This is a genomic window from Cytobacillus sp. T106 (genome assembly GCF_040492155.1).
Lineage (GTDB): Bacteria > Bacillota > Bacilli > Bacillales > Cytobacillaceae > Bacillus_AB > Bacillus_AB infantis.
This window is the reverse complement of the sequence record NZ_JBEUMK010000031.1, coordinates 1-12,055: the sequence shown is the minus strand read 5'-3', so window position 1 is coordinate 12,055 and position 12,055 is coordinate 1. Positions and strand designations below refer to the sequence as shown.

The 12,055-nt window shown below is 45.7% G+C and carries 11 protein-coding genes; 8 read left to right on the top strand and 3 right to left on the bottom strand.

All coding sequences use genetic code 11. The features are described 5' to 3' along the window. Together ABU165_RS25045 and ABU165_RS25040 are read left to right on the top strand one after the other, a co-directional pair. On the top strand, positions 1 to 1,351 hold a 1,351-nt coding region (locus tag ABU165_RS25045), incomplete at its 5' end, for an ATP-binding protein (protein ID WP_353762699.1). A 152-nt stretch (positions 1,352 to 1,503) separates the two neighbouring features. Beyond that, positions 1,504 to 1,989: a hypothetical protein gene (locus ABU165_RS25040; protein ID WP_224951144.1), complete on the top strand. Its 486-nt coding sequence runs from the start codon at positions 1,504 to 1,506 to the stop codon at positions 1,987 to 1,989. An 84-nt stretch (positions 1,990 to 2,073) separates the two neighbouring features. Here the strand turns inward: ABU165_RS25040 and ABU165_RS25035 are convergent, their stop codons facing one another. From ABU165_RS25035 to ABU165_RS25025, 3 genes are all read right to left on the bottom strand, one after another. Continuing rightward, complete coding sequence (locus tag ABU165_RS25035; protein WP_318061073.1) at positions 2,074 to 2,592, bottom strand: hypothetical protein; 519 nt, start codon at positions 2,590 to 2,592, stop codon at positions 2,074 to 2,076. Between the two features lie 46 nt (positions 2,593 to 2,638). After that, complete coding sequence (locus ABU165_RS25030) at positions 2,639 to 3,295, bottom strand: Type 1 glutamine amidotransferase-like domain-containing protein (protein WP_248139238.1); 657 nt, start codon at positions 3,293 to 3,295, stop codon at positions 2,639 to 2,641. Between the two features lie 148 nt (positions 3,296 to 3,443). Next, positions 3,444 to 5,141, bottom strand: coding sequence for a M3 family oligoendopeptidase (locus ABU165_RS25025; RefSeq protein WP_022543415.1), 1,698 nt, complete (start codon positions 5,139 to 5,141; stop codon positions 3,444 to 3,446). A 151-nt stretch (positions 5,142 to 5,292) separates the two neighbouring features. Here ABU165_RS25025 and ABU165_RS25020 point away from each other — a divergent pair, with 151 nt between their 5' ends. From ABU165_RS25020 to ABU165_RS24995, 6 genes are all read left to right on the top strand, one after another. Then, a complete protein-coding gene (locus ABU165_RS25020; RefSeq protein WP_318061076.1) occupies positions 5,293 to 5,781 on the top strand; it encodes a pyridoxamine 5'-phosphate oxidase family protein in 489 nt (162 codons plus the stop codon). A 209-nt stretch (positions 5,782 to 5,990) separates the two neighbouring features. Next, a complete protein-coding gene (locus tag ABU165_RS25015; RefSeq protein ID WP_129613809.1) occupies positions 5,991 to 7,217 on the top strand; it encodes a DUF819 family protein in 1,227 nt (408 codons plus the stop codon). Positions 7,218 to 7,623: 406 nt separating this feature from the next. After that, entirely contained in the window at positions 7,624 to 8,478 is an 855-nt protein-coding gene (locus tag ABU165_RS25010; protein ID WP_318061074.1) for a malate synthase, read from the top strand. A 341-nt stretch (positions 8,479 to 8,819) separates the two neighbouring features. Beyond that, entirely contained in the window at positions 8,820 to 10,115 is a 1,296-nt protein-coding gene (locus ABU165_RS25005; protein ID WP_353762698.1) for an aldehyde dehydrogenase, read from the top strand. A gap of 193 nt (positions 10,116 to 10,308) precedes the next feature. After that, entirely contained in the window at positions 10,309 to 11,271 is a 963-nt protein-coding gene (locus tag ABU165_RS25000; RefSeq protein ID WP_101551385.1) for a helix-turn-helix transcriptional regulator, read from the top strand. Positions 11,272 to 11,345: 74 nt separating this feature from the next. Then, complete coding sequence (locus tag ABU165_RS24995) at positions 11,346 to 11,975, top strand: type 1 glutamine amidotransferase family protein (protein ID WP_101551387.1); 630 nt, start codon at positions 11,346 to 11,348, stop codon at positions 11,973 to 11,975. The last annotated feature ends 80 nt before the right edge of the window (positions 11,976 to 12,055 follow it).

Sequence of the window (12,055 nt, the reverse complement as noted above, 5' to 3'; positions counted from 1 at the left end):
GTCTGTCCCCCTGGCTCGAAAAAAGACAAAAATACCCAAAATGTGTGAATATTTGCTAAAATATAAGTACATAGAACAGAAGGCGAATGGTGCCCAGATGAGTATAGTGAAAGATTTCCTGCTGCAGTTGACACTCATGGTTATTCCGATCTTCAGTTATTTTACGTTTATTCTGGAGAAGGTAAAAGAGGACCGGTCCATTAAGATATTGATGACACTTTTGTGGGGAGTGTCTATCTTATTGTGCATGTCCTTTCCTGTGGAATACGCCGAAGCGGCGCGGCTCGATATCCGGTTTATCCCTCTCCTATTCGGAACGTTGTACCTCGGAGTATGGTCCGGTGTGTTTCTGACAGCCCTGATCATTCTATACCGCCTGTCTTTCGGAATCAGCATGGGTTTTTTGACGACTGTCATGGTGTCAATCATTACGCTCCCCGTCATTTTGTCGGTTCAGCGATTATTTTTACGTCTGAATAAAGATCGAAGGATTATCATTTCGACAGGATTATCGTTCTTTTACTGTCTCTGCGGCATGGCGGTGTCCGGGATCATGAATGGCTTCTCTACCAACGTGTTGAAAGTTCAGGGTATTCATCTGCTTTTTACCGTTGCTGTGACGTGGTTCTGTATCGTATTAGTTGAGAAAATCCGTGAGAACCACCAGCTCAGGCTGAAGCTCCAGGACTCGGAAAAATTCAGGGTGATCAGTGAACTCACCGGAGTGTTCGCCCATGAAATCCGCAATCCTATGCAGGTGACAAGGGGATTTCTGCAGCTCCTTGATGACCCCGATCTCCCTAATCCCAAAAGAGAATACATCAAGCTTTCAATTGAAGAACTAGACCGGGCCAATGAAATCATCAACGATTTTCTCACTTTCGGAAAACCTTCCAGCAGTACAGATAGAGCCGTCAATGTCAGTGAACATTTAAAACGTACAGCAGCGCTGATTCAAACTTTCAGCGTGAATCAGCAGGTTGAATTTCAAACCGACATTCAGGATGACTGCTGGATAAAAGCAGATCCCCAGAAGCTGAACCAATCCCTGCTCAATATCTTAAAAAACGCAGTAGAGTCCATGCCGAATGGCGGGACCATGTCGCTATCATGCCATCAAACCGCCGACAGACACATCAGGATCGCCGTCAAGGACCAGGGAATCGGCATGAACCCGAAACAGGTTCAGCGTCTTGGATCGCCTTATTATTCTCTTAAGGAAAAAGGGACAGGACTCGGGATGATGGTCAGCTACCAAATCATCCATTCCTTTAAGGGGAAAATCAGAGTGGAAAGCGAAGAAGGGGTTGGCACGGAATTCATTATTGATTTTCCGGGTGTTGAACCGTAGGGAGCCAGGGGGACAGATCCCTTGGCTCTTTTTGTGAAAATTGTTGTTATATTTAGACCTGGTGAAAATTTACATTTTGTGGTATTGTTCAAAGGGAAGGCTTATTCAGCTAACAGTCAGTTTAGTAGAAGATTATGAAAAGGGGTTATGTTTTGCCCAAGTATATAGTTCTAATCTTTACTTTTATTATAATTGTCACGGGTTGTCGTGAAACAGAAATACAACTAAGTGAAAATGCCAAAATCGCAAAAGACTACCTAGAACAGAATGAGTATGAAGTTATTTCATATCAGGGTGAGAGTGATCTAGAAATTACTAAAACAGAATTACGCACTATGCCTATCCAACAACTTTGGTCTGTTCAACGTATAGAACCTGATGAATATCTGAATAAGAAAATAGATGCAATTCTTTTTACAATTAAAAATCATCCATTAGATGATGTATTTAATAGGGGAGAAACTTCTGTAACAGTTTGGTTATTAGATGGAGAAGTTATTGGAGGTTTGTCATCTCCGATTTCTAAAAGCAACGATATAGTTGGAGCTCCATATTCTTTGAATGGTAAAACCAGTGAGGAAATAAAAGGAGATTATTCAACGTGGTTAAAAGAGTGGACAGACAAGTACGGAGATTAAAACCTTATTAAGTTAAGGAGAGAGCCAGGGGGACAGACCCCATGGCTCTTTTTGTGAGTGAGCCAGAGGACCTGACCCCGTGGCTCACTCTACGACAATATTTCCAACATATTGGGCAGCGCCTTTGTCTGTGTCGAGGTCAAACACTATCACATATTCACCGGTTTCTTCAGGTAAGTAGAAAGATTGCCCTTTATCTAATTTCAGTTTTGTCTCACTGTCGTTTTTCCAAACGGAAACACTGACTCCATCAGAATCAAAATGGCCAGCTTCGAGGATGTATTGAACTTTTTGTCCCGAATTAAAGTGCATCACTTCTTGTTTTTTAGCTAATGCTTGAACATCATCCGTTTTCTTGTTGTATTGTTCGTCGAAGTCCCACTCAACATTCGCTTCTTCAAGTGCTGTTTCTTGGGTAATATCATCAGGATTAAATAGGGAAACTGTTGGCGGGGAAAAATCATAGTCTTCTCCAAAACATCCGGCTAAAACAGAAACAAATAGTAAACATGAAATGAAGCTTAAAAACCTCATATTAATCACTCCACATTTTTTGTAAAAACCATGGGGACAGACCCCTTGGCTCTTTTTAGATTGGGCCAAGGGGTCTGTCCCCATGGCTCGGATCTGCCCCCATGCCTCACGGCAGCTAAAGCGTCTCATCCAATCTCTCAATCTTTGACCGGGAAATCAAATAGACAGTGCCTAAAATATCGATTTTGTCTCCCTTAACTCGCACAGCGCAGTCTTTGTTTGAAGCATAGATATTCATTTCCTCGGATAAGGGGGAGAGTTCATTTTGAACGAGCGCGAGGTTATGCTCAAGATCAAAATGAGAAAGGACCGCAAAATCGCCAAGACCAATTCCGTCGTACAGAGTTCTGGCTTCAACGTTATAGCCCAGGTTTTTCGAGCATAACCATTTAGCAGACATATTGATCGCACCAGCGCTGGCTCCCATTACAATGGCTTGGCTTTTTTGAATTGGAGCCGACAGCTCATATTCTGCGAGGAACCTATTTTGTTCAATGGTATTTCCGCCTAACAAGAAAATGACTGAAGCATTACTAATTAAAGTATGGGCCTCTTCTTTCAGGATACGGTAATTAATCAGGTGGTATTCATCAAATACAATGCCGGCCTGGTCCAGCCACGAGCGTTCCGCAGCGCCCATTTCTTCATAAATAGATGGACTTGAGCTGATTATAACAAGCGATTTTCTATCAATTATATCCTCCAGAAGCAGCTTGCTCAGCTTCTCTGGAAAATGATTATTAAACCAGCCTAAATAGTAGTGAGTTTTCATGTTTACCTCCGTAGTAGAAAAGAGCCAGGGGGTCTGACCCCGTGGCTCTTTTTGTGAATGGGCCGAGGGGTCTGTCCCCCTGGCTCAAACTGGGCCGAGGGGTCTGACCCCGTGGCTCAAACTGGACCAAGGGGTCTGACCCCGTGGCTCAGTGAATATCCTGAATAACCTTCTCCAAAAACTCACCCATCCTTTTAACGGCGGATTCGGAAAAGTCGAAGCTGACGCCGGTTTCTTTATAGATATCGGCGATGGATTGATTGTAGTCGGCACTTGCGCCTTTTTTAAATAATTCCACGGCTTGCTCTGGGTTGTTGTGATAGTTCTCAAGGATTTGCAGAGACCCAAGCATGGAGATGGAGTATTCGATGTTATAGAAAGGCACTTGGAAGTAGTGCAGGGTGTCTGCCCATAAAATGCCCATTACGTCTTCGAGACCGGATGTGTCGACAGGGCTTAGGCCATATCGTTTTGCGATTTCGAAGTATTTTTCATCGCGCTCTTTGGCGGTGTGATTTGGATTGGTGTACATCCAATGCTGGAAGAGGTCGCCTGATAATGGGCCGTATAGCATGGTGAATGCCCGTCTCAGTTCTTCACGCTGGGCGCTCTTGAAGTCTTCTTCTTCTGGATAGAAGCGGTCGAGCTTGTCGAGTAAGAGCAGTTCCATCCCATGGGAATAGAGTTCAGCGACTTCCATGCGGTGCTGGTGTTCTTCCAGCGGACCGTGCTCAGCAAACTCGAGGTATCCATTCACTGCATGGCCCATTTCGTGGATAAGGGCGATCAGCGAGAAGAAGGATGGACTGAAGTTTGCAAACACAAAGGTATCTCCTGAAACTGACAAGGTGGTGCAGAAACCGCCTGGGCTTTTGCCTTTCCGGTCTCCTAGATCCAGCAGCCCATTTTCTCTCATATAATCGAAACGGTCTGCAAAATACGGATCCGTCTTGCCCAGCATTTCAGAAACGCCATCCATCAGATCTGACACTTCGGTATATGGCGGGTTTTTCATCAATTTAGCGGTGTTATCCCAAGGGCGATAGGCATCAACGCCAAGCTTGGATTTGAAAACCTCTGCGAGGCGGTTCCAGGCAGGGATGATATGCTTCTCAACATTTTCATGGAAGTCATAGCAATCCTGGATCGTGTACTCGCGGTTTTTTACCACAAACATATAATCGCGGTAATTCTCAAAGCCTGCGTTTAAAGCGATCTGGTGGCGCAGCTGAACGAGTTCGTCCATGATGCTGTCCATATCTGGCTTGATTTGTCGGTGGGCTTCCAGCATGGCATAATAAGCTTTTTCCCTCACGCTTCTGTCCAGATTATCGAGCTGGGACTGGATAAATGGATAAGGCTTTTCCTCGCCATCCCATTCAACCGTCAGCCCTGCTATGATTTCGCTGTACTTTGTAGAAAGTTCCTGCTCTTTTACCATCAATGGAATGTTTTCTTCCCTGAAAAGTTTAACCTTGGACTCACGGACACGGCGCATTAAACCGTAGCGCTTGTCATCCAATTGAGCAGCATAAGGTGACTCACAGAATTTCTCATTCATTTTGGCTTCATATTTCATTAGCAGCGGCTGAATGACCTGCTGATCGTGAAGATAAGTCGACTTAATGTCCGCATCTTCGGTATTTCGGTAAAAATCAACCTGGTGGCCTGTCATGGCTTCATCAATTTTAATTCCTAATTCCTTTTCATCCTTCAGCCAATTTTCAAGGTCAGAAACGGAATCGATCGGCACCTCAAGTAAAGCTTGAAGCTGCGCTTCAACTCCTTCCGCATCCTGGAGATCGATTAATTCTTTATAATAATTGCTTTTTACTTCCTGTGTCATGAAATAGCTCCCCTTACCCCTTTGAATTATTTTAATTGTCTCAATAATCATATTATAGAATTCCGGCTATTATTTCTAGCTTTTCAGACCGATGCTTTAAAAGATTGTGTGGAGGGTAATATATATTTATAAACTTTGAGAAGATGGAGGACTGTTAAATATGCTAAAACAAGAAGAAATGGAAACGCTGAGAGAGTTAATCAAAGACGTGGACACGGCCATGCTGACAACGGTCTCTGAGGAAGGGCTCGTTTCACGCCCGATGAAAACACAGGAGGTCGAGTTTGATGGGGACCTATGGTTTTTTACTAAAAAAGAGACAGATAAATATGAAGAGATTTTACATGACAAAGATGTGAATGTTGCATATGCAGGCAAATCCTATGTTTCTGTCCGCGGCAGAGCGGAAATTGTTGAGGATATAGGGAAGAAGAAGGAATTGTGGAGCAAAATGTATGAGAAGATTATGCAGACTTCTTATGACGATCCGAGCGTCGTGCTGATAAAGGTAAAGGCAGAAGCAGCCGAATATTGGGAAAGCGGCAGCTTTACAAAGAAAGCCGTCTTCATGCTGAAGCGGATTACTGGGCAGGATGCAAAAGAAGCGGGAGTTAATGAGACGGTGGAGATGGAAAAGTGAGCCAAGGGGTCAGGTCCCTTGGCTTTTTTTGTGGTTTGAGCCGGGGGGACAGGTCCCTTGGCTCTTTTTGAGTTTGGGCCGGAGTGGGCCATGGGGTCTGTCCCCTTGGCTCGGCCGGGGAACCCAACTCTGCGGCTTAAATATTTTGAATTTTCAGCTCGTCATAGTAATATATTTTTAGTCGAAAAATGTGAAAAGGGGGCGAAGTTTTGGAGGATACTTTGATTAAAGCCGATGATTATGTGACGCTGTGGGGGATTATTGTGGTGTGGGCTTCGGCGAGTATTATTCTGGAGCAGCGCTACAGCTGGGCGGCGAAGATTTCTGGTGCAATCATTGCGCTGATTGGGGCTATTATTCTATCTAATACCGGAATTATTCCGACAGCGTCGCCAGTGTATGATGCGATCTGGACTTTTATCATTCCGCTCGCCATTCCGCTGCTGCTGTTTCATGTGAATTTTAAGAGAATCTGGAAGGAAAGCGGGCGGCTGCTGATTATTTTTCTGATCAGTTCGATTGGTACGGTTGCAGGAGTGATTATCAGTTTCTTTTTATTGAAGGATCATATACCGGTCCTGGATAAGCTCGGCGCCATGCTTAGTGCCTCCTATATTGGCGGCGGGGTGAACTTTGCAGCCATGGCAGCTAAATTCGAGGCACCTGGAGAAATGGTTTCTTCGGCAGTGGTCGCAGACAACCTGATGATGGCGATTTACTTTATCGTTTTGATGATGATTCCGGCCATGGGCTTTTTTAGACGGCGCTTTAGGGCACCGCACGTGGAGAAAGTGGAAAGCGGAGGAGTCAGAGAAGAAGGGAAGACACTTGCGGAAAGCTTTTGGGAGCGAAAGGATATATCTTTGAAGGATATTGCGTTGTCTGTAGGGACTGCGTTCCTTCTTGTGGTGGTTTCTTTTAAAATCGCCGCATTCATGGATGGGTTGATACCTTCCGGGGAGGATACTTCTTTCTTTTTAAATCTGCTGAATGGATTGTTCGGTGACAATTACTTGATGCTGACAACGTTAACTTTCTTGGCACTTGCCTTGTTTCCGAGATATTTTGAGTCGATTAACGGAAGCCAGGAAATTGGTACTTTCCTCATTTACTTATTTTTTGTGGTGATTGGCATTCCGGCATCCATTCCGCTGATTGTTCAAAATGCGCCGCTGCTGCTGGTGTTTGTATTCATTATTGTGGTAGTGAACTTGGCCGTGTCATTGACTGCTGGAAAACTGTTAAAATATAACCTTGAAGAAATCCTGCTGGCCAGCAATGCGAATGTTGGCGGCCCGACAACTGCAGCAGCCATGGCTATTGCAAAAGGATGGAAGGATCTGATTGGGCCGATTCTTGTGGTTGGGACGTTAGGGTATATTATAGGGAATTATGTAGGGACTACGTTGGGGTTGTGGTTTTCTGGATTTATGTGATGAGCCGGGGGGACAGGTCCCTTGGCTCTTTTTTGAGTTTGGGCCGGGGGGTCTGTCCCCCTGGCTTGCTTAGGACTTTTTGGGCCGGGGGGTCTGTCCCCTTGGCTTGCTTAGGACTTTTTGGACCAAGGGGTCTGTCCCCTTGGCTTACTTGGGGCTTTTTGGGCCGAGGGGTCTGTCCCCCTGGCTTGTTTTTAATTTATCCAATAAATGTTATAATAGGTTTACAAATGTTTTAATCGTATCCGGGATTTCGCTGTATTGTTTTGCAGATTGAATTTCGGATACTTTTTTTATTTCCTTTTCAAACTGAAGGAAACTTAAACAATTGTGCAGCCTTTTAGGAAAGATAGTCGGATGAAAAACAGCATCTGGGTTTTTCTACAATATAAGGAGGATTAGAATAATGAATCTAATCAATAAGAAGGTTACGCACAAGCTGTTTGGTATGGGGAGTATAGTTGAACATAATGATACTAGTATAGTGATACATTTCGCATCGGAAAAGAAGAAGTTTGTTTTCCCTGATGTATTTGGAGAGCACTTGATACTGCATGATGAAATGATTTCTAAATCACTCGATGCGATTATACAAAATAAGGATAATGAACGTAGGGAAGAAGACAGGAAGAAGGAAGAAGAAAAGAATCGATATCGGAAAAGTCAGGAACTCCGCTTGGGATATGAAAAACTGATGAAAAATCATAAGCTTCATCCGGAATCACAAATGGTTTTTTGGTGTGATGCAGAAGAACAGGATCGTTCTTTTTCAGAGTGGAAGGTTTTTTCTGGTGTTATTAAAAGCGGCAATAACAAGGGGAAGCCAAACAAACCCAGCCGCCTGCATCAAAATAGTGCTGTTCTGCTGACAGCAGTAGATCCCAGTAAGCCAGAAAAAGACAGACGCATCTTAGGTGTCTACATGGTGAAGGAGAAGTTTATTGGCAAGCTTTGTGAAGATGGAAATATTCCGGCTCATTCAACATACAGGCTCCAGCTTACAGAAGAGGAATCGGAACAGATGCCCTTCTGGGATTATTATGTGAATGAAAAATCTCCTCAAAAAATGACATGGAATACAGGGAAATACCGCTATTTTGAAAATTCATGGATGGCTCAAACTTTGCGTGATATCGTTGCGCTGAAAAGTGACCCAAAAGAACGGGAGCATGCACAGCAATTTTTTGAGCATTTTTGTAAGATGAATCAAATAAACGAGCAGGATTTGCCCAAGCCTAATGGTGCGTTAATGCGTAGCTAGAGGTGAGGAAGCCAAGGGGATGAGGGAGCCAAGGGGACAGGTCCCTTGGCTTTTTTGTTTTTTGAGCCAGGGGGTCTGTCCCGGTGGCTGGGAGAGCCAAGGGCAGAGAGCCAAGGGGACAGACCCCCTGGCTCTTTTTGAGTTTGGGCCAGAGGACCCGACCCCCTGGCCCGGGCAGGTTCCTTGCTTATAAAAAATATCTGTACTATAGTATGTCGAGTCAACAATAAATGCATTAATTTAATGGGCAAGGCCATATGTGAATAGGAGAAATCATTCCCATAAGCTTTGGTTCCAAGCTATAAAATCACTAGAGTATACAATACAAAGGAGTGTTCATGATGGAAAACTACCAAGAGCTTTTGAATAAACAACGCGCCTATTTCCGTTCAGGAGAAACGAAAAGCGTTTCATTCCGACTCCGCACATTAAATACATTAAAATCCCTTGTGCTAAAGCACGAACAGGATATTCTTGATGCTGTTAAGCAGGACTTGAATAAGTCCGAGCTTGAAGCGAAGCGAGCTGAAGTTGGACTAGTTATCAGCGAGATTGACTATATGGTGGAAAATCTAGAAGAATGGGCAGCAATGAAAGAAGTGCCGACACCAGCGTCCCACGAAGGCGCCAGAAGCTTTATTAAGCCTGAACCATTTGGTTCCGCACTGGTGATTGCACCTTGGAACTATCCGTTCCAGCTAGCCGTGACACCACTTGTAGGCGCGATTGCCGCTGGGAACACAGCTGTGTTAAAGCCATCTGAACTTACGCCGAAAACATCTGCCCTGCTGTCTGCAATGATTAATGACAACTTCCCTGAAGAATATCTTCGGGTGGTGGAAGGGGAAGTGGAAACAAGCACAGCTCTTCTGAAAGAAGACTTTGACTATATTTTCTTCACAGGCAGCACAGGCGTTGGGAAGATTGTAGCCGAAGCGGCGGCCAAACACCTCACGCCAACTACGCTTGAGCTTGGCGGAAAAAGCCCGACGATCGTTCATAAAGATGCTAACCTGGATGAAGCCGCAATGCGTATCACACGCGGAAAATTCGCCAATGCAGGCCAAACATGCGTGGCACCGGATTTTCTTCTTGTACACAGCAGTGTGAAGGATGAACTCATGAACAAGTTCAAAGAAGTCATCAGTGCGGCTTTCGGTGAAAATATCGTGAAGAACCCGAACTTCGGACATGTTGTCAGCGAGCGGCATTTCGATCGCCTTGTCGGCTTCCTCGACAACGGCAGCATTGTGACAGGCGGTCAGCATAACCGCGACGAGCTCATCATTGAGCCGACCATTCTGGATAACATTTCTTGGGATGATTCTGTCATGCAAGATGAAATCTTTGGACCGATCCTGCCTGTTATGACCTATGATAACCTGGACGAGATCATTGAGCCGATCATGAACCGCCCTAAACCGCTTGCTCTCTATCTTTTCTCAATTGACGAATCGGTACAGGACCAAATTCTGGGCACAATCTCCTTCGGTGGGGGATCCATCAACGATACCATCAACCACATGACGTCCCATTACCTGCCATTCGGAGGCGTAGGCGCGAGCGGCATGGGAGCCTATCACGGGAAAGCAAGCTTTGATACGTTTACTCACTTTAAGAGTGTGTTGAAACGATGAGCCAAGGGGACAGACCCCTTGGCTTTTTTTGTTTGGGCCAGGGGGTCTGTCCCCCCGGCTTTCTTGTAACGAAGAGCCATGGGGACAGACCCCTTGGCTTTTTTTGTTTGGGCCAGGGGACCTGACCCCCTGGCCCATGTTATGCTATTGGCAATGATAGGAATGGTGATTATAAATTACGAGGGTGGATTAGATGGCTAAAATGGATCAGATGATGCAGATTCTCTGGATGCTGAGTTCGGGGAGGAAGGCTACTGCGAAGCAAATGGCTGAAAAGCTGGAGGTTAATATTAGAACGGTTTACCGGTATATTGATGCTCTTTGTGCCAGCGGTGTCCCGATTATCGCGGAGGCGGGCCATCATGGCGGATATACGCTTTTACACCAGTTCGTTGAAAGTCCTCTCCTGTTTAGTGCGGAAGAACAAACAGCCTTGCTTCAGGCAGCTGCTTTGGCGAAAGAGGTGGGGTATTTTTCAGGGGAGTTACTGAACAGCGCAGCATCAAAGCTGTCCATGTACTCAACGCCAGAGCAGGAAAGTATGGTCCGGCGGCGTGTGGAGGGACTTGATGTGATCGGTTCTGCCGCTGGTCTGCCTGAGGGTGCCATTTTGAGGGAGCTCGAGCATGGGGTCTTCAACCAGGTTTCTATGGAAATTGATTATTATACGGTTCGTGAAGACCAGCCTAAGCGGAGGAAAATTGACCCTTATGGAATCATTTATTGGAACCGCCGCTGGTATGTGGCGGCATTCTGCCATCTGAGGAACGAAATCCGCAGTTTCAGGGTCGATAGGATTGCCGGTATGGCTGAAACCGGAACCAGCTTTAACCGTCCAGCAGGTTTTTCAGCCAGCGGTTTTTTTATGAAGAACCTGCTTCCGGAGAAAGAACAAACGCAGGAATTTGTGCCTTTTGTTGTCAGCGGCAGAACCGGCGCACTGGATGACTTATGCCGGCATTGGTTTTTAGGTCATCATCTGGCAGAGCGCACTTCAGAAAGGGCTGTGTTTATTTTGGAAAAAGAAGCCTTGCATACCTATGTGGCGCATCTGCTCCTGCCTTATGGGAAGTCGGTTCAAATTCTGGAACCGGCCAGTATGAAGAAGAAAATGCTGGAGGTTTTATATGAATTGGCTGATCACTATCAGAAATGAAACTTTACTGGCGCGGGCTGTCAGTGAAGTTTTTTTATAATGGGCCTCTAATGACTGGTAGAGGAGACCTGATGATGCACAAAAGAAAAGCTTATCTTTATGTTTTTGATACGATGTCAGACTGGGAAGCGGGGTATTTGATTGCTGAACTGAATTCGGGCAGGTATTTCAGGAAAGGGGTGGCGCCAATAGAGGTGATGACCGTAGGTGCGGACAAAAACCCTGTAAAAACAATGGGAGGGGTGACCATACAGCCTGATTTATCTATGGAAGAGTTCAGTTTGGGGAGCCAAGATATCCTGATTCTTCCGGGCGGGGATACCTGGCTTGAGCCCATTCACGAGTCCATCCTGGAAGAAGCCTCTAACGGGCTGCAGAGGGGAACTATTGTTGCCGCCATCTGCGGCGCAACCATGGGCCTGGCAAATAAGGGGCTGCTGGACACAAGGAGGCACACAAGCAATGATCCAGGCTATTTGAAAGCCGTCTGCCCGCTTTATGCCGGGGAACAGCTGTATCAATTCGAGCCCGCAGTGGCAGATGGGAGTCTGGTTACCGCTTCAGGCATAGCTCCCTTGGAATTTGCGGCAGAGGTCTTGAAGGAGCTCGATGTTTGCAGGCCGGAAACATTGCAGGCATGGTTCAAGCTTAATAAGACGCATGAGCCGGGGTACTTCTATGAGCTGATGAATACTTTACAATGAAGGAATGGGGTTTCAGGCCGGCTGGGGCTGGCCCCTTTGGAGGTTTGGGCCGAGGGGTCTGTCCCCTTGGCCCGCAATTT